General features: G+C 54.1%; 19 protein-coding genes. 11 read left to right on the top strand and 8 right to left on the bottom strand.

The window, feature by feature from the left end:
- Window positions 1-69 precede the first annotated feature (69 nt).
- Both EBB_RS07070 and EBB_RS07065 read left to right on the top strand, forming a co-directional pair.
- A complete protein-coding gene (locus tag EBB_RS07070) occupies window positions 70-1305 on the top strand; it encodes a hypothetical protein (protein ID WP_225587261.1) in 1236 nt (411 codons plus the stop codon).
- Window positions 1275-1922, top strand: a complete 648-nt coding sequence (locus EBB_RS07065; RefSeq protein WP_192393065.1) for a methylamine utilization protein — start codon at window positions 1275-1277, stop codon at window positions 1920-1922. The genes EBB_RS07070 and EBB_RS07065 overlap by 31 nt, the downstream gene beginning before the upstream one ends.
- 60 nt (window positions 1923-1982) lie before the next feature.
- On the opposite strand, the gene EBB_RS07060 is transcribed toward EBB_RS07065, so the two are convergent.
- The 3 genes from EBB_RS07060 to EBB_RS07050 all read right to left on the bottom strand — a co-directional run bounded on the left by EBB_RS07060 (window position 1983) and on the right by EBB_RS07050 (window position 3654).
- Entirely contained in the window at window positions 1983-2810 is an 828-nt protein-coding gene (locus EBB_RS07060; RefSeq protein WP_192393064.1) for a spondin domain-containing protein, read from the bottom strand.
- 164 nt (window positions 2811-2974) lie between these two features.
- Window positions 2975-3403 carry a type II toxin-antitoxin system VapC family toxin gene (locus EBB_RS07055; RefSeq protein ID WP_192393063.1) on the bottom strand — a complete coding sequence of 143 codons (429 nt, stop codon included), beginning with the start codon at window positions 3401-3403 and terminating at the stop codon, window positions 2975-2977.
- Window positions 3403-3654: a type II toxin-antitoxin system Phd/YefM family antitoxin gene (locus EBB_RS07050; protein ID WP_192393062.1), complete on the bottom strand. Its 252-nt coding sequence runs from the start codon at window positions 3652-3654 to the stop codon at window positions 3403-3405. Before EBB_RS07050 ends, EBB_RS07055 begins: the two co-directional genes overlap by 1 nt.
- A gap of 128 nt (window positions 3655-3782) precedes the next feature.
- Here EBB_RS07050 and EBB_RS07045 point away from each other — a divergent pair, with 128 nt between their 5' ends.
- Entirely contained in the window at window positions 3783-4142 is a 360-nt protein-coding gene (locus EBB_RS07045) for a hypothetical protein (protein WP_192393061.1), read from the top strand.
- Between the two features lie 230 nt (window positions 4143-4372).
- Here the strand turns inward: EBB_RS07045 and alr are convergent, their stop codons facing one another.
- Complete coding sequence (gene alr / locus EBB_RS07040; protein WP_192393060.1) at window positions 4373-5485, bottom strand: alanine racemase; 1113 nt, start codon at window positions 5483-5485, stop codon at window positions 4373-4375.
- Window positions 5482-6876, bottom strand: a complete 1395-nt coding sequence (gene dnaB / locus EBB_RS07035; RefSeq protein WP_033159133.1) for a replicative DNA helicase — start codon at window positions 6874-6876, stop codon at window positions 5482-5484. The genes alr and dnaB overlap by 4 nt, the downstream gene beginning before the upstream one ends.
- Window positions 6877-7208: 332 nt before the next feature.
- Here dnaB and EBB_RS07030 point away from each other — a divergent pair, with 332 nt between their 5' ends.
- The 3 genes from EBB_RS07030 to EBB_RS07020 all read left to right on the top strand — a co-directional run bounded on the left by EBB_RS07030 (window position 7209) and on the right by EBB_RS07020 (window position 10021).
- Entirely contained in the window at window positions 7209-8378 is a 1170-nt protein-coding gene (locus tag EBB_RS07030) for a LamG-like jellyroll fold domain-containing protein (RefSeq protein WP_192393059.1), read from the top strand.
- Window positions 8379-8400: 22 nt separating this feature from the next.
- Complete coding sequence (locus EBB_RS07025; RefSeq protein WP_192393058.1) at window positions 8401-8964, top strand: VPLPA-CTERM sorting domain-containing protein; 564 nt, start codon at window positions 8401-8403, stop codon at window positions 8962-8964.
- A gap of 367 nt (window positions 8965-9331) precedes the next feature.
- Window positions 9332-10021, top strand: a complete 690-nt coding sequence (locus tag EBB_RS07020) for a VPLPA-CTERM sorting domain-containing protein (RefSeq protein ID WP_192393057.1) — start codon at window positions 9332-9334, stop codon at window positions 10019-10021.
- Between the two features lie 138 nt (window positions 10022-10159).
- On the opposite strand, the gene EBB_RS07015 is transcribed toward EBB_RS07020, so the two are convergent.
- Window positions 10160-11398, bottom strand: a complete 1239-nt coding sequence (locus EBB_RS07015; RefSeq protein ID WP_192393056.1) for an HD-GYP domain-containing protein — start codon at window positions 11396-11398, stop codon at window positions 10160-10162.
- A gap of 352 nt (window positions 11399-11750) precedes the next feature.
- Here EBB_RS07015 and EBB_RS07010 point away from each other — a divergent pair, with 352 nt between their 5' ends.
- From EBB_RS07010 to EBB_RS06990, 5 genes are all read left to right on the top strand, one after another.
- Complete coding sequence (locus EBB_RS07010) at window positions 11751-12401, top strand: PEP-CTERM sorting domain-containing protein (protein ID WP_192393055.1); 651 nt, start codon at window positions 11751-11753, stop codon at window positions 12399-12401.
- Window positions 12402-12459: 58 nt separating this feature from the next.
- Window positions 12460-13134 carry a VPLPA-CTERM sorting domain-containing protein gene (locus tag EBB_RS07005; protein ID WP_192393054.1) on the top strand — a complete coding sequence of 225 codons (675 nt, stop codon included), beginning with the start codon at window positions 12460-12462 and terminating at the stop codon, window positions 13132-13134.
- A 191-nt stretch (window positions 13135-13325) separates the two neighbouring features.
- Complete coding sequence (locus EBB_RS07000) at window positions 13326-16424, top strand: efflux RND transporter permease subunit (protein ID WP_192393053.1); 3099 nt, start codon at window positions 13326-13328, stop codon at window positions 16422-16424.
- 103 nt (window positions 16425-16527) lie between these two features.
- Window positions 16528-17946, top strand: coding sequence for an AAA family ATPase (locus EBB_RS06995; protein WP_192393052.1), 1419 nt, complete (start codon window positions 16528-16530; stop codon window positions 17944-17946).
- On the top strand, window positions 17930-18562 hold the full coding sequence (locus EBB_RS06990) for a retron system putative HNH endonuclease (RefSeq protein ID WP_192393051.1): 633 nt from the start codon (window positions 17930-17932) through the stop codon (window positions 18560-18562). Before EBB_RS06995 ends, EBB_RS06990 begins: the two co-directional genes overlap by 17 nt.
- On the opposite strand, the gene hypF is transcribed toward EBB_RS06990, so the two are convergent.
- Both hypF and hypE read right to left on the bottom strand, forming a co-directional pair.
- Window positions 18548-20980: a carbamoyltransferase HypF gene (gene hypF / locus EBB_RS06985; protein ID WP_192393050.1), complete on the bottom strand. Its 2433-nt coding sequence runs from the start codon at window positions 20978-20980 to the stop codon at window positions 18548-18550. The genes EBB_RS06990 and hypF overlap by 15 nt on opposite strands.
- Entirely contained in the window at window positions 20980-22017 is a 1038-nt protein-coding gene (hypE, locus tag EBB_RS06980; protein ID WP_192393049.1) for a hydrogenase expression/formation protein HypE, read from the bottom strand. Before hypE ends, hypF begins: the two co-directional genes overlap by 1 nt.
- Window positions 22018-22069 lie beyond the last annotated feature (52 nt).

The following is a 22069-nucleotide window of genomic DNA, read 5'->3' as shown; positions in this document are numbered from 1 at the left end:
CACTCTCGGTACCCGGTCCTGCCAAGCTCATTCACGCCGCAGCAGCAAAGCTGGAAGCTACCCCGCCTAATGCAGTCGCTTGTGCTGTTGACGCTTTTTGGTTTGATGATGCAGATCTGCCAAGCTGACGACGGCCAATTTCCGGAAGTCACTTGGCACGGTCTGCTGGACCTGCGCTATCAACACAGCGACGCCGCGCCTAGCGAACTGGAGTACGGTCTGGGCAAACTGCGCGCCGGCGGCGAACGCGACCGCTGGCGGGTTAACGAAGCCGCCGCCACCTTGCAGGTGCGGCTGGACTGGGATTGGATGGCCAACGCCACCGTCAAATACGCCGACCGTCAATCGACACCGCTGGACTTGACCGAAGCCTATCTGGCTTACCGGCCGGTCGGCGCCGCTGGTTGGCGTTTGGCCGGACGCTTGGGCATGTTCTTTCCGCCAATTTCCCTGGAAAACACCGGCACCGCCTGGAGCAGCCCGTACACGCTGAGTCCGTCGACCATCAACGCCTGGGTCGGCGAGGAATTGCGCGCCTTCGGCGGCGAGTTGCGTGTGGATTACAAAACTCAAGCCGGCGATAAATTCGGCGTGTTCGGCGCCGGTCTGGCCAACAACGACACCGCCGGCCTGACGTTGGCCTGGCGCGGCTGGAGTTTGCACGACTTCGAATCCACATTGACCGGCCGCCTGCGCCTGCCGGACGGCATTGGCATACCGGCCTTGTTTCCCAAGCAGGCCAACGCCAGCCAGACCTTCGTCGAAGTGGACGGCCGGCCTGGCTTTTACGCCGGCATCGCCGCCGAGCGGCCGCAGCGCTACAGCTTGCGGGCTCTGTATTACGACAACAATGCCGATCCGGCCGCGCTGTCCGCCGGCCAATACGGCTGGCACACCCGCTTTTGGAGCCTGGGCGCCAAGGCCGAATTGCCGTGGGAAGCCACGGTGATTTCGCAAGCGCTGACTGGCCGCACCAGCATGGGCGAATTGCTCGGCGACTTGCGGGCGGTCGATGTCGGCTTTTGGTCGGCAAGCTGGTTGGTGAGCCGGCCGCTGGGCGACGGCCGTTTCAGCGTGCGCTACGAACGCTTCGGCAGCGACGAACGCGATTACCTGCCGCAAGACAGTAATGGCGAACACGGTCAGGCTTGGACCGTCAATTACAACTTGACCTTTGCTCAGCACCATCAATTGAATGTCGAATTCAGCCGCATTTTCAGCGCCCGCCCGGCGCGGCAGGAACGCGGCGAAGCCGCTTATCAGGAGGACACACTGTGGCAAGTCGCTTACCGGCTGTTTTTTTAACGGCCTGGGCCGTGGTCGCGCCGGCAGGGGAATTGGCGGGTAAAGCCGTAGCCGGCGGCCGGCCGTTGGCCGATCTGGTGGTCGCCGCCCAAGCCTTGGATGCCGCCGGCCGGGTCAAAGCGCCGCCGGCGCCTGCGGCGATGGCCTTGGACCAGAAAAGCCGAGAATTCGTCCCGCACGTATTGGCGGTGCGCAGCGGCACGCCGGTGTATTTTCCGAACAGCGACGCGATCAAGCATCACGTCTATTCGTTTTCCCCGGCCAAGCGTTTCGAGATCAAACTCTACAGCGGCGTGCCGCGCGAGCCGGTACACTTCGATCAACCGGGCATCGTGGCGCTGGGTTGCAACATCCACGACTGGATGCTGGGTTATGTCTACGTCAGCGACGCGGATTACCTGGCGGTTTCCGACGCGGAGGGCCGCTGGACGCTGGATTTGCCGGACGGCCGCTACCGCTTGAGCTTTTGGCATCCGGATGCGGCCGAACAAGCACCCGAACAAACCGTCAGCGTACCGGCCGGTGAACTGGCGGTGACGGTGGAATTAAAAGCCCGCTTCCCCACCGGCAAGCCGCCAGCCAGCTTGCAAAATCAGGGTTACGGCGACGGGTTTTGATGCGGTGCGAAGCTGGAGTACAAATCTAGATTTGCACTCCACTCAGTTGAAGCGCCCGCCTCAAGCCGGCAAAGCCGATACCGGCGCGCGCCGCCGCAACCAACCGAACAAAGGCAACACGCTGCCGAACAACCAGGCCGCCGCCGGTACCGGCACCTGCGACACCGCGCTGATTTGCAGCAGCGGTGTATTAGCGCCGGGCAGATCGGTAAAGTTGTAACCGGCCGGCGTTCCTAATCCGGCGTAGACCGCGAAGTCATGGTTGGCCCGGATGATACCGTTTTGTGCCGGGCTATCCGCCGCGTTAGACCCGACCAGGAATGCAGCGCCGGTAGTGCCGTCCAGTTCGGAGCCGGCATCCCAAATGCTGCTGCCGTTTTCGACGAAGGTGCCGCCGGTGAAATGGCCTTGGGCGTCGAACAATTCGATTTCGGTCGGCGAGTCGTTACCAACGAAGCGGTCGTTGGATGGCACCACCATCGCGAAATAACTCAGATAACGGTTTTTCACCGGGTCCAGGTCCAGGGTGACGCTGCCCTTAGCCCCGGGCAGGAAAATGCCGGGGCCGAATGCGTTAACCGCCGCAGTCACCGTCGTGCTGGTACCGCCGGCCGCCGCCGCGCTGCTGGCCGCGAATGCCGAGGACAAACCGGCGCCGTTGCCCATTTCTGCAATCGCCTCGATAGCCGCCGAAGCCGTGGTGCCGATGTCGAAGGCATCGAAGGTACCGTCGTGCAAGGCAACGAAAAACGGACTCAAGGCTGGCCCGTTGGCGGTGGACAAATTGCTGAAACTCAGCGTAACTTGCGCGGCCTCAGCCGAACTCAACGGCGCCGCGCCGGCCGCCAACAATAGGGCCGACAGCGCAAAAGCATGGTTTTTCTGCATCATGATTCTCCATAATATGAATGCCAAATGGCGCGGTCATTGTGCAACCGCAAAAGTCACGAAATCCTCACGGGGAGGTCAAATGGGCGTGAGATGTGGGGGCTATCAATCTTCTATTGCAGTCGTAGGGTGGGCAAATTGCCCACCGTTCCATGGTGAGGCTGTCACAGCATTGCCTCCCACGGATTGAGGATGGTCACGCCCGTGGCCTGGAAGTCGGCCACATTGCGGGTAACCAGCGCCATGCCATGCACAAGCGCCGTCGCCGCGATCAGCGCATCTCGCTCGCCGCGTTTGTCGGGTACATGGAGCCTGGCGCAACGCAGTGCAACCGCCGTATCGACCGGCAGAGTCCGCTCGGAGAACTCCGGCAAGACCTGCTGTTCCAGCCATGCCCGCAACACGGCACCTTGGCTGGCGTCCTTGCGCTTGATCGACAAAACGCCAAGCTCCAATTCCATCAGGGTGATAGCGGACAAAAACAAGTCGGCGGCATCGACGCTGTCGGCCCATGCCGCCACATTCGCGTCCGCCTTGCCAATCCGAATTTTCCGCAGCTCGGAAACTACGTTGGTGTCGAGAACATACATCATCAGAAATCAGCCGGCCGAACCCCTATCGTCAAAGGCCGCGGCTCGAACTCGATGTCCGTGGCGTCCGGCATGACCAGCGAATCGGCAATGTTGCGGCGCTGCTTTGTTAGCCGCTGGTATTCCTCGATGCTCAGTAACACGTGAGCGGGCTTGCCCCGATCCGTGATGAATACCGGGCCATTCTTGGCCGCCTTCTTCGCGCGGGTAACATCTTGATTCAGCTCTCGGCTGGAGATGGTCGTAATAGCCATGGCGACGCCCTCTATTTGCAATGTATAAACATTACTACAAGCGAACCAGGGGCACCAGCTTTTTGCCGCCGCGCGCTGGAAAATTGGTTCGGCTTAGCTGTGTGCGGGGATTCAAATTGAATTAGAAGATGGAATGTAAGGCATATGCGCAAGCCAAAATAGGTTTCGCGGGGCGGACGGTGGATTGGATCGAAGAGGAACTCGATCTGGCCGCCGATAACCTGCGTAATCTGGCGGTCGAGCAGTCCGGCGGCATCGGCCACGAACGCATTTGGCATTGGCTACACGACACCGAACTCACGCTGGAGCAAGCCGCCGAGGCTTTGGGTATTTCCCGCCGCATGCTGATTTATTACCGAGACGGCGAAAAACCGATTCCCCGCGCGATCTGGCTGGCCTGCCTGGGCTGGGAAGCCGTGCGCCCAACGGGGTCAACTTTGCCGCAACATATTCCTTCGGTCAAGGAATATGCGACGTTACATGTTTGATTGTCTACAAAGAATTAGCGGGGTGATCGTATCAATTCGAATAGGCCTTGCTATTCGAATTGGATATAGGATGCCGACGACGCAAGGAGGCGCGTAACAGAACCTAATAATGAATGGGATTTATCCAAACGAACGTTTCCAAAAGTAATTAGCCCGCATCAATCCGATTAGCGATAACCCCGAATAGCCCAAAAACAGCTCGATAATTCAAGCTTTATGGTCCTTAACGCCTAATCCAACCCCTGCTCGATGACCTGCACCCGCTGCGTAATGCCGCACAGCAAGGTGTACGGAATGGTTTCCGCGTAACGGGCAATTTCCTCGACCGGCAAGCCGTCGCCCCACAAGGTTACCGGATCGCCGGGCTGCGCATCCGGTTGTTCGTTGAGATCGACGGTGATCATGTCCATGGATACCCGGCCGATTAACGGCACCCGTTGGCCATTAACCAACACCGGCGCGCCGCTCTTGGTGTGGCGGTGGTAGCCGTCACCGTAACCGATGGAAATCACGCCCAGCCGAGTCGCGGTTTTGCATTGCCAAGTGCCGCTGTAGCCGACCGTTTCGCCGGCGGCGACATCCTTGACCGCGATCAGCCGTGAATGCAAACTCATCACCGGCTTCAAACCAAAATCCGCGCCAGTTTTACCGGCAAACGGCGAACAGCCATAGAGCATCAATCCCGGTCTAACCCAGTCGTTATCCCGGTTTTGAGCGGAGCCGAAGCGGACATTCGGCCAGCCGATAATCCCTGCGGAATTGGCTATGCTGCACGCACCGGGATAGTCTTTTACCGCATCATTAAACAAATCGATTTGCCGGCGGGTTTTGTCGTCCAGCAAGTCGTCTGCGTTGGCAAAATGGGTGATCAAATTGATCGGTTGCTCGACCCGCGCGCAGCCCAGCAGTTGCTGATAAGCGGCGTTGAAATCGGCGCCCTTAAAACCCAAACGGTTCATGCCAGTGTCCATTTTCAACCAGACGGCAAGTTTGCCGTCCGCATCGATTTGCTGTTGCAAGATAGCGATTTGCTGGGGGGTATGAATCACCGCCGCCAATTGATACTTCAACAACTGCAACAACTCATCGACGCAGACAAAGCCCTGCAACACGGTGATGGCTTGTTTAAAGCCTGCCTGTCGCAGCCTGGCGCCCTCGTCCACCCGTGCGACGGCAAAGCCATCCGCCAAGTCCAAAGCGGTGGCTACCCGCGTCATGCCGTGGCCGTAGCCGTTGGCCTTGATCACCGCCATGATTTTTTTGTCCGGCGCGTAACGCTTCACTTGCGCCAAGTTGTGGCGCACGGCTTCCAGATCCAGACGCACAAAAGCCGCAGGCGTCATTCGTAATCCTCGGGGCCGTTATAGACGCCGGCAAAGTTTTCGAAACGAGTGTATTGGCCCAGGAAAGTCAATCGCACCGTCCCCAAAGGTCCGTTCCGCTGCTTGCCGATAATCACTTCGGCGATGCCTTTGTCCGGACTGTCTTCGTGATAGACCTCGTCACGATAGACGAAGATGATCAAGTCGGCGTCCTGCTCGATCGCCCCGGACTCACGCAAATCCGACATCACCGGCCGCTTGTTGGGACGTTGCTCCAGATTCCGATTCAACTGCGACAACGCGATAACCGGCACATTCAGCTCTTTAGCTAAGGCTTTCAAGCCTCTGGAAATATCGGAAATCTGCTGCACCCGGTTATCGCCACTGGCAGGCGATTGCATCAACTGCAAATAGTCCAGCACGATTAAGCCCAACTGACCGTGCTCCCGAGTCAAACGCCGGGCGCGCGAACGCACTTCGGTTGGCGTCAAGGCCGGCGTGTCGTCGATGAACATCTTGGTTTCCGCAAGCAGGTTGATGGCCGAAGTCAAACGCGGCCAATCGTCGTCGTCCAGCTTACCGGTCCGTACCTTGTGTTGATCAATGCGGCCCAGCGAGGACATCATCCGCATCGCCAAGGATTCGCCCGGCATCTCCATACTGAATACCGCGACCGGCATGCCGCTTTTCAGCGCCACGTTCTCGGCCATGTTCATCGCAATCGTGGTTTTACCCATCGACGGCCGGCCGGCGACGATGATCAAATCGGCGGGCTGCAAACCGGAAGTTTTTTCGTCCAGATCGGTGAAGCCGGTGCTGGCGCCGGTGATGTCGCCATCGAGTTCGTAGAGGGTTTCGATTTTATCCACGGCTTTGGCCAGCAAGGATTTGATCGAACTAAACCCACCCTGCCCGCGCTGCCGTTGCTCGGCGATTTCGAATACCTTGCGTTCGGCATTTTCCAACAAATCGGCGGTTTCCCGGCCCTCGGTGGTAAATGCCGAATCGGAAATTTCGGTACCGACGTGGATGAGTTGCCGCAAAACCGAACGATCACGGACGATATTGGCGTAGGCCACGATATTCGCGGCGCTGGGCGTATCTCGCGCCAGCGTACTTAAATAAGCCAAACCGCCCACATCCTGCAATTCGCCGGTCGTTTCCAGCACCTCGGACAAGGTCACCACGTCGAACGGGTCTTGCTTCTCCGCCAATTGGGCTATGGCACGGAAAATTAATCGATGATCGCGGCGATAAAAGTCAGTCTCGACCACCTTGTCGGCGACCGAATCCCAGGTTTGGTTATCCAGCATCAAGCCACCCAACACCGATTGCTCGGCCTGAATGGAATGCGGCGGTACTTTTAGGGATTCGACGGCTTGGTCGGGGGTGAAATAATAGTCTTCGGACATGGTGGAGAAGGGTTGTCAACAATTGCCGCAGATTATACCCGGCTATGCCCACTAGCTCTTTATCGAATGCCGGTAAATCAAAGAAATCAACCCTAAATGTCATCAAGCCACAGAATTAACTCACTAGTTATCGATTGCCTAATTACCTTATATTTCGTACCATAAATTTTGGCGTCTATCCTGGCTTTTATCGGCTTGTTGCCGGCCATGGCGCTTCGCTCCATCCTCATTTCTTACAATAATTCTAACTATTCGCCTGCCCTACCCGGCTAACCAACACCATAAACGGGTTGCGGCAAATCTTATTTCTTTACTCCATGAAGGAGGTTCTTATGAACGGAATTAAACGCAAAACCCTATCTACTGCCGCATGCCTGCTGGCTTTGCTCGGTTTGTTCAGCCCTACAGCCCAAGCTGAAACCGGGAATGTGGTGTTATGGAACAAATTGGGCAGTGATGCTGAGATTGCGAATAGCGAAGTGGGGCCTGGAGGCCAAAAAACAGCTGGGCATTTCGCGCCAGGCCCTTTTGCTAATTTTGGTCAGTCTTTTGTGAATGACGTTGGGAACTCAAACGTGTTTGCCTTAACTTTTCCTGCCACATCCGTTGTGTCAAAAAGTAAGGGAACAATAGAATTCTGGGCAAAACTCAGTAATTTCCCAAGTAACTTTTTTGATGCAGTGACTATGATTTTTTACGTGCCACAACCTAATTTCCCAATATTTCACTGGAGAATAGGTTTTGGGTCTAATAACGGTTGCGGCGGCTTCGGTTTTTACGGGACAGTGGGGGTTGCGACTGACGGCTATTGTAATGGGTTAGTGGACACTGCAACCCAATCCGGAACATTAGATAGCATTCTTGGTGACCGTTCAGCCTGGCACCATTATGCGATGGTATGGAATGAAACAGGTATTGCGCAATTTGGTGGACGTAAGCTTTATCTTTATCTTGATGGAAACCTTGTTACAACACAGCGCTACCATGATGCCTCACCATGGGGTGCCATACCTGATGGCTCACGCCTTGCTCTCGCCTACTTTTACAATATCTCAGGCGCTAGTGTTGCGATTGACAATTTAATTGTCTGGGACGATGTTAAAACGGACTTTTCTGACCGGTTCATAGAAAACCCAGTGGGTTGTGGAGTAGGTGAACTTCCTGAGTTGTTCACATCGATCACCGCTAAATCGGGTACTCAAATTGAACGCCGTTGGACTATCACCTTATCAAACAAGAGCGGATGTATCGCCGAGAATACCCAGATCGACGGTTTAGCCCTTACACAAACCTCCGGAGCCGCTTGTGCCCCAGTTATTACAAGTCCCTTGTCTTTTCCGCTAGGCGTCGGCAACATCCAGGCAGGAGCTAAAGTGAGCGGCACCACCACAATCAATTTTAGCGGCTGCCAGAATAGCGCCAGATTTAAAGCTGTCATCCCGTTTAGCAGCAATAACGGCGAAGTAACCGGATCGAAAACCCTGACCAATCAATTCCGCTAGCCCTTATTAAGGAGATATTCTCATGATGAAACACCTTATCCTGTTAGCCAGTTTGCTGTGTATTCTTCCCAACACCCAAGCCTCAACCTCATTACAACTAGAACCGACAAACGGTTTAATCGAAGGCGATGCGGGCGACACCGTGGGCTGGGGCTTCCTGCTCACCAACACGCAAAACTATCTGGTCGTGACCGGTGCGGAATTTCAGTCCTCTACCTCCCCAGGTATATTCACGGACTTTATCAGCGCACCCGACAATTTCTTCGTTGTAGGGCCGGGATTTGGCGCCAGCACCGTCTGGGGACAGACATTCGATGCCGCCAGCCAAACCGGCATCGGTAGTTTTAGAATTGCCGACAACGCCGCGCAAGGCACCGTCTTCGGCCAAATTGTACTGACTTACGATTTATTCACCCGCAGCCCGTTTAATCCCTTATTCGATCCTGACACCGACACGCTATCCAATGGCAATTTATTAACGGCAAATGCCTCGATCAAGATCACGACCGTACCGTTACCTGCAGCCGCCTGGCTGTTTGGCGCGGCGCTGGCGGGATTAGGATTTATCCGGCAACGCCGCATCTGAGAGGACTCAAAACAAACACCGCCTGCAAAATTGAGGCGGTGTTTTCGCAAAATACTCTCCGCCGCCTCTTCAAGCAAATAAGCGGGAAATTCGCGCTTTGTGATACCGCTTTCAGCTCTGTTAGTTGTTCTTACTGCTCAACAGTCGCCTTGGCTGGTCGGTAATCCATACCGTACTTGAGCGATCCCGCCAATCCAATCATTCCGTCCAAACCGCCCGCCATGACAAAATTGTCATGGCACGAACGAACAATTAAACAACGTTACAAACCCGGATAAACTGATCACCAGATGATTTGCCGCACACATCCTGTTCTGCGTCCAATCGCCTCCGATAAATTTCCATTCATTACTTCTGGGTACTTGCCATGAAAACGCTGTTTACTGCTTCCATCCTATTATCTTCGGCCCTATTCACTTCCTCCGCCTTTGCGTCGAATTGGTTTGAACACGAACATGAACACGACAACCAGCCAGAACACGGTAGCTGCGGCAATCAGGCATCTTGCGATTTAGAAAAATTGAGCCTGACGTTATCAGGCGGCAGCAACGGTACGCTAGTTTCGAAAGCCGACAACATTAGCAGCAACGATAGCTACACCCTTAACTTCAACTATCAGCTGGACACTACCTTTATCAATAGCGCTCTGCTGAAAATATGGTTGCGTGACGACTCAACATCGGCCGACGACTCCATCATCTTAAATGGCCAGTTAAAAGACAAAAACGAATACGCCCGTATAACATCGATTAACGGCTCCAACGTTTCCACAAGCTGGACCGCAGTCGATGGCTACAAACAATATATCAGCTTGGATGTTAGCGATTTTCTTTCCAAAACCGGCTTTGCTTCATTGACGGCCGTTTTGGGCGTGAAGGATTATGGTAGTAAAGATTATTTTTTCAAAGCTGCCGAACTCTATGTTGAATATTGCCTCGACAACAATGGCGGAAGTGGTCCCATTACCGCGGTCCCGGTGCCGGCAGCAGCATGGTTGATGGGTTCCGGCTTACTCGGTTTGATAGGTTTTAATACCAGAAAACAACGTCAAGCGTAATCCGCAATTTAGCTCGCTGTCGCTAAAAGCCGGAGGCGTGAATATGCCTCCGGCTTTTGTGTTTTCGGCTTCGAGCGAATATTTTTACAAGACCCAGGCCGGCATGTCGCGGACAAACACAGTACTTTGGCCGCCGGTTTAATCCAGCGAGTAATTGCCTTGCGCCAATTCGTAATAAAAGTCCGCATTCTCGATCAACTTGGCAACCACCCCTCCATCCAAAACCCCTTCCGCCACGCGTTGCCTTAGATGCTCGATAATGTCGGCCAGTAACATACCGTCGCGATATGGGCGGGATTGGGCCAAGGCCTGAAAAATATCAGCCACACTGATAACCCTGCACTCCAATTCCAAAGACTTGCCGATGGTCTTAAACGGATACCCTTCGCCGCGCAGATTTTCATGGTGCAAACCAGCCCATTGCGGAATTTTGGAGTCGGTAAACACCCGTTGCAAAATTCGGTAAGTATCGTAACTATGGCGCTGCATGCAGGCACGTTCTTCGGCAGTTAAGCTGCCTGGTTTGTCTATGATGTCCTCGGAAACTCGCAATTTGCCGATGTCGTGCAATAAACCGGCAATTTCCACCTGCTCCAGATCGCAGCCGGTCACACCCAAATCCAATGCCAATTGTCTGGAGATCTGCGCAACCCGTTCAGAATGCTGCTCAGTGTAAGGGCTTTTCGCATCTACCACTCGCGAAAACAGCCGCGCCATTTCCCGCAGCGAGGGATAAGTCAAGTCTACCGTCGGCAAATCACGCCCCAATTCGCGTAAATCCTCATCCAGATAATCCGGGTCCATCGCCAGCCAAAACGCCTGACTTTTCGCCAGTTCCGCAAACGCAGCCAACAGCTCGGGCGCAAACAGCGATCCCGAATAACTCAGTAATCGTTCCACTATTTTGGGCGCGGCCACCAGAATTTGCTCGCTGGCCAAATACGGGGCTTGCAACACATCAATCCGATCAGCCAGAAACAGCAAATTGGCACGCAACCGTACCCGGGGAGCCAGCGGCAATTCAACTAATTGCTCCCAGCGCGTGTGATGATAGCGGATCTCCTCTGCCAGATAGGCCAGCGGCGGGCAGGCTTGCAAGTATTCCGCGCCGCGCAAGCAATGCGCCTCGGCACCGTCCCACTCCAGCGATTCAGTCAAATGCCTATGCTCGCGCACCTTTGCCACCCCGCAATCGTGCAGCATGCCGGCATATAGGATGCTCAATCTATCGACAGCCGACCAATCGAGTTTACCGGCAATATGCCAAGCCATCATCGCGACCCGCTTACCGTGCTTCACTTCGTCGATACCGACTAAATCCAGCGCACAACTCAGGGAGATAATGGAGCGGTGCAAATCGATATGTTGACTATCCATGAGGCTGAACTCCAGATTGAAGGTGTTAGTACGATGCTATCGTACTTTGAAAGGATCGGCAAAGTATCGGAAACATTCCCACGCACTCACCAAGACGACAAGCTGCAACTTCGCTTACTATTAAATGCCGCGCATGACAGCGCCATGCCATCCTGCCAAAACTGTCGTAACCTCTGCCCCAGCTGTCAGCTTCTCATCTGAAAAAGCACTACCAAATCACATTTAAATAATTGATTGGCTTAATTTAAATTAAGTTGGCATCACTAATGCTTAGTTAGAGTGACGCACTATGCAACCTAATGGATTGCACGCGAATCACTTATCTTTCAGCCACTGACAAAAAGGAATCGACATGAATTCTGTAATGCCGAAAATGCCCTTATCCGGATTAATTCTGATTTTAACCTTATTCACTCAAGCCGCTGAATCGGCAACAGTGATCGATAATTTTACCAACCGTCAGTCCACTACAAACACAGTCAATGGCCCAGTTAGTGTATCCGGATCTGATCTAAACAATTTGCAACGCACATTAAATTCCAGCCCGACCCCAGGCGGTACCACCAGAATTTTTGTGGAAGATGGCTTGTTGACGGTCGGTAACAGCAGCAATTCAACCGGCACCGCCAGCATCTTTTACAACTTCGCTGCGGTCGATTTCACTACTTTCGCTAACGCGATATTGCTGACGACCGAATCTAGCGACGCCACCTACCAAATTCAAATGATCGCCAACGGTACTTCGCTGTTAAGTTTTCAGAATTTGACCAGCGTTGCAATTGGTTCACCTAGCACTATTCGATTTGATTTCTCACAATTTTCGAATCCTGCGGCTTTCAAGAATCTAAACACTCTGGAGCTTAAATTACGGGGCACCAATGCCGCCTGGGACGCTGACTTCAGCCAGTTATCAACGGTCCCGGAACCTTCCGTCACGGCTTTATTGATCATAGGCGCGTTGGGCATTGTCGGCGGCAAACGCCAAAAACTAGTAGCGGTTTAACGCCTGCCGTCAAAATCTTCTGATTTCCAAACTTCAATTCTGCTCACGGATAACTCATATGAATGCTAAACATTTTCACAAAAACTTCGCGCCTTTACTTCTAAGCCTGGGCTTAGTGCTATCCGGCCAAAGCCAAGCAGGCATACTGACGATTGATAATTTCAGCCATGCTCAAACCGTATTCGACGACGGCAGTAGCGCAAGCTCTACCAGCGATACCGTGTCTACTCTTACCGGCACGGACCTGAGTAATGCCTCAAGGACCTTTCTCGCTCAAGCCTCGGGAACCGCCTCAGCCAACATCACGGAAATCGTTTCCGGCGGCAACCAGCTGATCATATCGAATGAGGGCCGTTCGACCGGTGATGCTTCCATTCTGTGGAATTTCGACCCCCTCGATTTAACCGCTCATGGCAACGGCATCCTGCTGGAGGTGCTGGCAATCGATCTGGGTGTCAACGTGGAAATGGTGGCCAACGGCAGCTCAAGCTCCGGTATCAAAACGTTTACCAGCAACAATAATTACTTGGTCAGTTTCAGCGACTTTACCAATCCTGCGGTATTTGCCAACCTGCATAGTTTTCGCTTGAACTTCACCGGCCCGGCAAAGTGGGATGGACAGTTCAGACTATTAACCACCACAACCCCAGTTCCTGTGCCGGCAGCCTTTGGCTTAATGGGTTCGGCATTATTGGGCTTCATCGCCGTGTCCCGCAAAAAACGGATTTCCTGATTTTCAAAAAATCTACACCGCTCACCTCCGCCACTAGTGCGGAGGCGATCTTTTAAGCGCCATTCCGCTCGAAAATCACCGCAGAGCTTAGCCGTCTTTCTATCCGCATAGCCAGGAAAGCAGCGTATCAACATGGACCAATCCTGACCGACAAGGCACAATAGCCCGCTATTTAACCCCTTTCGTCGCCCATGCTCGCACTTTTGGTCCGCTTTTCCATTCGTTATTCCGGCATCGTCGTGGCCTTGGCACTACTGCTGTTCGTTTACGGCGGTTACCGTCTGGCTAACGCCGGTCTGGATATTTTTCCGGAATTTTCGCCCAAACAAGTCATCATCCAGACCGAAGCCCCCGGCCTGGCTGCCGAGCAAGTGGAAGTGCTGGTGACTCAGCAAATCGAAAAAAGCGTTGGCGGCCTAATTGGATTGCAAACCTTGCGCTCGCAATCGATTCAAGGACTCTCCATCGTTACCGCCACCTTCAACGAAACTAGCGACGTATACCGCAACCGGCAGTTGGTCAGCGAACGGCTGGACGGCCTTAGTCAGCAACTGCCGCCTAGCGTGGGAATGCCGATTGCCGTGCCCTTGTCTTCTTCGTCCGCAACAGTATTGACGATAGGCATCAGCTCGGACAGCAAGGCCTTGATGGAACTGCGCGGCTTGGTGGATTGGAGCTTGGTGCCACGGCTACTGGCGGTACCTGGCGTAGCCGATGTGAATGTATTCGGCGGCGACATTCAGCAACTACAGGTGCAGTTACAACCGGCAGCTTTACAGCGTTTCAATCTCTCAATAGACGACATTGTCAACGCGGCAGCCGGTGCGGCGGAAATGAACGGAGCCGGTTTCATCGAAAACGCTAATCAGCGTTTTACACTGCAAATCAGCGGCCAGCCGGTCAATCCCGAGCAATTCAAACAACTGGTCGTTAAACGCCAGGACGGCATGAACGTGACTTTGGGCGATGTCGCGCAGATCGGTTATGGTGCCGAGCCCCCCATCGGCGCAGCGCAAATCATGGGTAAACCCGGCATTGTGATGATGGTGATCGGCCAGTACGGCGCCAATACCTTATCGGTGTCGCGGCAGGTCGAAGCCGTGTTGGAAGAGTTTCAACCCATCTTCAAGCAACAGGCCGTGGATTTTTATTCGCATTTATTCCGGCCGGCCGATTACATCGAAACCTCGGCGCATAATTTGTCCGGACATTTACTGATCGGCGGTCTGTTCGTACTGGTAGTGCTATATGTGTTCTTGTTCAATCTGCGTAGCGCCTTCATTGCTGCTACCGCCATTCCATTGTCACTGCTGACCGCAGCGCTGGTGTTGCTGGAATCTGGCGTCAATCTGAATATCATGGTGTTGGGCGGGCTGGCGATTGCGTTGGGCGAAGTGGTGGACGACGCCATCATCGACACCGAAAACATCTTTAGGCGCCTGCGCGAAAACCACTTAAAAATTTTCCCGGATAGCGCTGAAACGGTGATTTATCAGGCTTCGCTAGAGGTGCGCAGTTCGGTGGTTTATGCCAGCTTCATCGTGGCCTTGGTGTTTGTGCCGCTGCTGACGCTGGACGGCGTCAGCGGCCGCTTGTTCGCGCCGCTGGGCGTGTCGTATATCCTGGCAATTTTAATGTCCTTGCTGGTGGCGTTAACCCTGACACCGGCTCTATGCCATTTAATGTTTCGCAACAAACTACCGGACGACAGCGATCCACCCGTGTTGCGCCGGCTTAAACCACTGTACGCCAAGCAATTACTCTGGGCTATCAGGCATTTCAAAACCGTGGTGGTGATAGGCGCAATTGCCTGCCTAGTCGGCATCGCCGCGTTTCTGCGTCTGGATCACAAATTTCTGCCGGAACTGCGTGAAGGCCATTTCATCGTGCACACCGCCAGCGTGCCGGGCACCTCATTGCAGGAATCGATCCGGGTCGGCAGTTTGCTCACCGAGCAAATCATGGCTATCGACGGTGTAGAATCGGTATCGCAATGGGCCGGCCGCGCCGAACGCGGCGCCGACACTTACGGCAGCCATTACAGCGAATATGAAGTACGCTTAAAACCCTCATCCGGCCAAGAACAACAACAGGTACTGGACAGCTTACGCGAGGTTTTGGAGCAATTCCCCGGCATCAATTTTGAAGCCAATACCTTTTTAACTGAACGGGTCGATGAAACCATTTCCGGCTACACCGCGCCGGTGGTGGTGAATATCTACGGCAACGATCTAGCCGAACTGGACCACAAGGCACAACAGCTCGCCTCGTTAATAAAAACGATTCCCGGCGCGGAGGACGTGCAACTGCGCTCGCCACCGGCCACCGCCTTACTGCAAGTCGAGTTGAACTTGGAGCAACTAAAATTTCGCGGCATCAGCCCGGCGCAAGTGATGACCGCCCTGCAAACCGCTTACGAGGGCCGCATCGTCGGTAAACATCTGCAAGGCAACCGGATTTTCAATGTAGCGGTAGCATTAGCCCCGCAATGGCGCAGCCAACCGGATTACCTGGCTCAGCTGCCGTTGAAAAACACTGAAGGTCAGCGAGTGCTGCTGGGCGAGGTCGCCGACATCCGCCACGGCGAAGGCCGCTATAACATCCTGCATCAAGGCGCACAGCGCATCCAGACCGTTACTTGCAAGGTGGAAGATCGAGATATGGACGCCTTCATGATCGAATTGAAACAGCGCGCGCAAAACGAGATCAGTTGGCGCGACGGCAGCTACCCGGAGTTCATCGGCGCGGCGCTGGAACAGGCCAAAGCCCGCGAGACGCTGATCATCCACGCTCTGCTGGCCGGCGCCGGTGTGCTGATTTTTGTGTTCATCGCCTTGGGTAGCCTGCGGCACATGCTGCTGACCTTGCTAAACCTGCCCTTTGCCCTATTGGGCGGCGTCGCGGCGGTCGTGATCACCGACGCCACGCTGTCGGTGGGTTCCTTCGTCGGCTTCATCACCTTGTTCGGCATCACCGTGCGCAATTGCATCATGCTGATCTCGCACTACCGGCATTTGATTGAGATGGAAGGCCAGATCTGGTCGACGGAGACATTGATTCGCGGTGCCCAGGAACGCCTGCCGGCCATCCTGATGACCGCGCTGGTCACCGCACTGGCGATGCTGCCGATTGCGATAGGCAGCGATAATCCGGGCCGGGAAATCATGGGACCGATGGCAGCCATCATCATCGGCGGCTTGGTGTCTTCGACCCTGTTGAATTTATTATTGTTACCGGCGATTTTGCAGCGTTATGGCCGGTTTGAGGTGGCGTTTGAGAAGCAGGCTTGAGCCTGCAACGTTCGTAGCCATTGTTCAAAAGAAAGCAACTAGAATCAAGCCTATCGCTGCATGATAAAATCTTGAAAAGCCAAAAATCTAATACCAATATTTCATGTATATTAAACAGCTTACCCTAAATAACTTTCGTGGATTTACCGATCTAGCGATTCCATTTATGGACGAAGCTAGAGATGGGCAACCAAGTAAGACAGTAGTTTTGATTGGGAACAACGGTGCAGGCAAAACCGCGATTTTGGATGCACTGAAAATCAATTTGAGTTGGCTGGTGGCTCGGATTAACCGAACTAACGGCAATGGCAGCCCAATTTCTGACAGCGATATACATAATGGGCAACCCTATGCAGACATTGGTTTGCAGCTGCAATATCAGGAAGACTTATATTTTTGGCGAGTTGCAAAAACCTCACGAGGTAGCTCGAAAATATCATCTAGCCTGCTCCATGACGCTAGTCGCTTAGCACTTAGCTTCCAAGCACAATTAGCATTAGCCCCGACGAGTGCCGCATTACCCTTAATTGCTTATTATCCGGTTGAACGGGTGGTACTGGATATTCCTTTGAAGATCAAAACCCGACATAGTTTTGGTCAGCTAGATGGTTACGACAATGCCTTACAGCAAGGAGTAGATTTTCGCCGATTTTTTGAATGGTTTCGTGATCGTGAAGATTATGAAAACGAAGCGCAAATACAAAAAATTTCCGATATTTTTGATAAGTTCAGAAATCAACCTGTTCCCGCTCAGTACAGTAATATCGATGATTATATGGCCAGTTTGTATGGGGACGAGTATCAAAATATGATGTTGACTTTCAAATTCAACACTATAGATAAAGTAAATGCCTCGACTAAAGACAGGCAATTAAATGCTGTACGTTCGGCGATCAATTCCTTCATGCCACAATTTGAGATGTTGCGCATTCAGCGTAAGCCTCGCTTACAAATGTTGGTGGAAAAGCACGGTAAGACCTTGGATGTCACTCAACTTTCACAAGGCGAAAAGTCAATGATGGCTTTAGTAGGAGACATCGCCAGACGTTTGGCCATTATGAATCCGGCTTTGGAAAATCCACTGGAAGGCTATGGCATTGTTTTAATCGACGAAATCGATCTACATCTTCATCCTAATTGGCAACGCGCCATCATCGGCAACCTGAACAAGACCTTTCCGAACTGCCAATTCGTACTAAGCACTCATTCGCCTATCGTCATCAGCGAATCGCCTGATCTGCTGTGTTATTCACTGGATAATGGGGTATTGCAAAAACTGGATAATCTGTACGGCATGGATGTCAATCAGGTGTTGCTACAGGACATGGATGCCGACATCCGCAATGCCAATATTCAGGAGGCTTTCGACGACTTGCGTGATAACCTGCAAGACGGAAAATTAGAAGAGGCAAAAACACTATTAGCCGACCTCGAACAAAAAATTTCTATCGACAACCTGGAATTAAATAAAGCGAAACTGCTGATCAGACGCCTGGAGGCGCAACGTGCGGCTAATCGCTAAAGGACAGGAACCAATCGAACTAACCACTTGGAAAAAAGCCAACCCGCATGGACGGTACCAAGAATTAGATAACTCTGAACAAGGCAAATCTACCCGACGAGCTATCCGCCAAGCAGCGATAAAAGAACAGTTTGGTTTGTGCGCATATTGCTGCAAACAAATCGATAAGACTAACAGCAATAACGAACACCTCGTTAGTCAACGAGCGGCGCCCAATCTGACGGTAGATTTTGCCAATATCGTCGCTTCTTGCAATACTCCGAGACGCTGTAATCAAGCACGTGGATCAAAAGACTTGCTGTTAACTCCATTAATGCCGGAATGCGAGACCGAGCTTCGCTATCTTTTATCGGGCAAGGTAGAAGGTAAAACTGAGCGTGCGTCGGAAGCTATTGAGGTATTGGCGCTGGATACACTAGCTATTCGAGAAGAACGTAAGGTGTTGGTGGATAGTTTGATCTTTGGTGCAGGCATTACGCCTGACGATTTGTTACCACCCAATGAAGAGCTATTAAATATTTTGGCCGATGATTTAAAACAACCCAATTACACTGGACAATTACCGGCATTTAGCCCGGCTTTAATAAATATTATTAGGCAATTATTGGTCAACTAGTAGCGTAGCCCCCCGTGAAACTGACCGCGCCGCCGCCATCGCCTGACCCAAAGCCAGACCACCATCATTCATTGGATAGCGTTGCGGCGACAATACGGTTTTGCCGTGTTGGCGCAATTGCTCGCTGACCGCTTCCAGCAACAAGCGGTTTTGAAATACCCCACCGCTCAAGACAATGCTATCTGCGCCGGTTTGACTACTCAATCGATTCAGCACATCGACCGTTGCTGCGCCGAGGGTGTGATGGATACGAGCGGCGATGCTGGCTTTGTCGGTGCCGCGTGTCAGATCGTCCAATACCGCTTGCCATAAGCCTCGCCAACTCAATACCAAAAAATCGCCACTCCGCTCCATATTCCAGGATTCCAGGTAAGCCTGTTCTTCGACAAATAGCGGCGTCGCCAAAACTTCCAAGGCAATCGCTGCCTGGCCTTCGTAATCAACCCGTTCGGCATGTAAGCCTAATGCGGCCGCGAAAGCATCGAACCAACGGCCGCAGGAACTGCTAAGCGGCGAGTTGAGATTTTTTGTCAGCATCGTGTCTAGCGTCGCCAAAGGTTTACCCGCCAACAACGGCATGATGTCCAAGTCCGCATAATCGCGCTGTAAAATCTGCCAATCGAAATAATGCCGCAATTGCGCATAAGTATTCCGCCAAGGTTCGCGCATCGCCTGAGCGCCGCCCGGTAAGGCGATGGGCTGAAAATGCCCGAGCCGGGTGTATTCACGGTAATCGCCCAGCAAAAATTCGCCGCCCCATAACTCACCGTTTTCGCCTAAACCCAAGCCGTCGAAGATCGCCGCCAATACCGGCGGTGCGTCCAAATCAACGCCATGTTCGGCCAGACAAGCCGCAAGATGGGCATGATGATGTTGGACGCTGACGACTTGCAAACCGGTTTCGGCGGCCAGTTGCCGGCCGTACTGGTTTGATAGATAACCGTCATGACTGTCGATGGCAAGGCAACTAGGCGTAAAAGCATGCAGTTGCCGATATAGCGCAATGGTATGGCGATAATCTTGTTGCACAGCGGCATTTTCCAGATCGCCGATGTGTTGGCTGACCAGCGCTTGGCCGTTTTTCAGCAAACAAAAGCTGTTTTTCAATTCCGCACCCATGGCCAGCACCGGCGCAGCGGATTCGAAACCCTTGGGCAATGTCAGCGCTTCCGGCGCGTAGCCGCGCGCCCGGCGTAATAGGCGGATCTCGCCGGCCATCAACCGCGCCACCGAATCGTCCAGACGGTTGACGATAGCGCGGTCGTGCAGCAACAAAAAATCAGCGATGCCGACCAGCTTTTCCCGAGCTTCGTCGTTACTGATGCATTGCGGCTCATCTGACACATTGCCGGAGGTCAGCACGATGGGGGCGCCCAATTCGGCCAGCAATAACGCGTGCAGCGGTGTGTACGGCAGCATGAAACCGAGTTTATCGTCGCCGGGCGCAATACCTTGCGCCAATTGTTCCCCGGTCGCTTGCAGCAGCACAATCGGCGCGGCTGTCGACTGCAGCGCGATCAGCTCGAGGTCGTTAATTGCCGCATAGTGTCGTATCGTGTCGACGTCCCGCGCCATCAACGCAAACGGCTTGCTGTAACGGCGCTTGCGGCGACGCAGTTCGTCCGCCGCCCTGGTATTGTTTGCATCGCAAGCCAGATGAAAACCGCCCAAACCTTTGATGGCGACTATGTAGCCTTGACGCATCAGGTCTGCGGTTTGGTGGATGATACCGTTCATGCTGCTCATGGTTCCCACGCTCCGCGTGGGAACCGCGTCTTGGACGCTCCAGCGTCCCGAACCGCCTAGCGGCTCCGGCTGCATTCCCTGGCTGGGCGTCGGAACGATGGCCGCCTCCAACCACAACCTAGGCCCACACACCGGACAACAATTGGCCTGGGCATGAAAGCGTCTATCGGCCGGATCGTCGTATTCGCGCTGGCATTCCGAACACATCGTAAATGCCGCCATGCTGGTATGGCAACGGTCGTAAGGCACTCGCTTGACGATGGACAAACGTGGGCCGCAGTGCGTGCAATTGGTGAACGGGTAACGATGGCGGCGGTTGCTGGGATCGGCAATTTCGGCCAGACAAGCCGGGCAGGTTGCGGCATCGGCGGCGATTGCCGTTTCGGCGCGGCCGGATTGACTGGCGACAATACGAAATTCGCTGTGCGCCGCCTCCCCGGTTAAATCAGTGATTTCCAAGGTATCTAAACGCGCCAACGCCGGCAGCTGTTTGGGAATGACGGCGGCGAAGCCTTCCAGAGCGGCCGCGTCGCCATAAACATGAATCATCACGCCCTCGGCGTCGTTCCACACTGAACCCGCCAAACCGAATTCGCGCGCCAGATGCCAAATCGCCGGCCTAAACCCGACGCCCTGCACCACGCCGCGCGCGCGGATGGCTTTGCCGGGCATCAGCAGATACGCGGCAGTTGTTCGCCGACCGGCCAATCGACGATGCGTCGGCCGCCAAAAGCGGTGGTCATTTGCACGAAATGATGCGGGTCGGCAATGACTTCGCCGATGATGGCCGCGTCGCGACCCAAGGGATGCTGGTGCATCGCCGCCAACAAGGTCTCGGCGACAGCAGCGTCGCAGATGCACACCAGTTTGCCTTCGTTGGCGACATACAGCGGATCGAGGCCGAGGATTTCGCAGGCCGCCTTGACCTGAGCTTTGACCGGAATCGCCGCCTCGTCGATGACCATGCCGACGCAGGATTGGCCGGCCAGTTCGTTCAAGACCGTCGCCAAACCGCCCCGCGTCGGATCGCGCAAACAGCGTATCGCCGCCGGTGCCACGGCCACCATATCGGCCACCAAACCGTGCAGCGCCGCTGAGTCGGAAACGATGCTGGTTTCAAATTGCAGATTCTCGCGGCTGGCCATGATCGCCACACCGTGGTCGCCGATACTGCCACTGAGCAAAATCGAGCAACCGGCTTCGGCACGGTCGCCGCTTATGTTGACCCCGTCCGGCACAATGCCGACGCCGGTGGTGGTGATGAACACGCCGTCGCCCTTGCCGCGCTCCACCACCTTGGTGTCGCCGGTGACAATCGGCGTGCCGGCGACCTTGGCGGCGGCGGCCATGCTGATGACGACGCGTTCCAGGTCGGCCAGCGGCAAGCCCTCTTCCAATATGAAGCCGGCGCTCAGGTAAAGCGGTTTGGCGCCGGACATTGCCACGTCGTTGACCGTGCCATGCACCGCCAGCGAACCGATGTCGCCGCCCGGAAAAAACAGCGGCGAAATCACATGGCCGTCGGTGCTGATCGCCAGACGCCCGGCCGGCACGTCGAACAAGGCCTGATCGTTCTGCCGGCGCAGTAAATCGTTATCGAAATGCTTGATGAACAATTCGGCTATTAACTGCGCCATAGCGCGGCCGCCACCACCGTGGGTAAGATCGACTTGGCCGGATTTGAGGTTGAGTGGATGTGAGTAGGACATGGGTTTGAGTTATTGAAGATCGGGCGAGTGGATTATATGTAGTCGTCCCTGA

Source organism: Methylomonas fluvii (assembly GCF_014850975.1).
Lineage (GTDB): Bacteria > Pseudomonadota > Gammaproteobacteria > Methylococcales > Methylomonadaceae > Methylomonas > Methylomonas fluvii.
This window is presented reverse-complemented; position numbering and strand designations above follow the sequence as displayed.

Coding starts and splice junctions, on each gene's coding strand:
- EBB_RS07070 (WP_225587261.1), top strand. CDS start 70: ATGCAGTCGCTTGTGCTGTTGACGCTTTTTGGTTTGATGATGCAGATC.
- EBB_RS07060 (WP_192393064.1), bottom strand. CDS start 2,810: ATGCAGAAAAACCATGCTTTTGCGCTGTCGGCCCTATTGTTGGCGGCC.
- EBB_RS07055 (WP_192393063.1), bottom strand. CDS start 3,403: ATGATGTATGTTCTCGACACCAACGTAGTTTCCGAGCTGCGGAAAATT.
- EBB_RS07050 (WP_192393062.1), bottom strand. CDS start 3,654: ATGGCTATTACGACCATCTCCAGCCGAGAGCTGAATCAAGATGTTACC.
- EBB_RS07045 (WP_192393061.1), top strand. CDS start 3,783: ATGGAATGTAAGGCATATGCGCAAGCCAAAATAGGTTTCGCGGGGCGG.
- alr (WP_192393060.1), bottom strand. CDS start 5,485: ATGACGCCTGCGGCTTTTGTGCGTCTGGATCTGGAAGCCGTGCGCCAC.
- dnaB (WP_033159133.1), bottom strand. CDS start 6,876: ATGTCCGAAGACTATTATTTCACCCCCGACCAAGCCGTCGAATCCCTA.
- EBB_RS07030 (WP_192393059.1), top strand. CDS start 7,209: ATGAACGGAATTAAACGCAAAACCCTATCTACTGCCGCATGCCTGCTG.
- EBB_RS07025 (WP_192393058.1), top strand. CDS start 8,401: ATGATGAAACACCTTATCCTGTTAGCCAGTTTGCTGTGTATTCTTCCC.
- EBB_RS07020 (WP_192393057.1), top strand. CDS start 9,332: ATGAAAACGCTGTTTACTGCTTCCATCCTATTATCTTCGGCCCTATTC.
- EBB_RS07015 (WP_192393056.1), bottom strand. CDS start 11,398: ATGGATAGTCAACATATCGATTTGCACCGCTCCATTATCTCCCTGAGT.
- EBB_RS07010 (WP_192393055.1), top strand. CDS start 11,751: ATGAATTCTGTAATGCCGAAAATGCCCTTATCCGGATTAATTCTGATT.
- EBB_RS07005 (WP_192393054.1), top strand. CDS start 12,460: ATGAATGCTAAACATTTTCACAAAAACTTCGCGCCTTTACTTCTAAGC.
- EBB_RS07000 (WP_192393053.1), top strand. CDS start 13,326: ATGCTCGCACTTTTGGTCCGCTTTTCCATTCGTTATTCCGGCATCGTC.
- EBB_RS06995 (WP_192393052.1), top strand. CDS start 16,528: ATGTATATTAAACAGCTTACCCTAAATAACTTTCGTGGATTTACCGAT.
- hypF (WP_192393050.1), bottom strand. CDS start 20,980: ATGCCCGGCAAAGCCATCCGCGCGCGCGGCGTGGTGCAGGGCGTCGGG.
- hypE (WP_192393049.1), bottom strand. CDS start 22,017: ATGTCCTACTCACATCCACTCAACCTCAAATCCGGCCAAGTCGATCTT.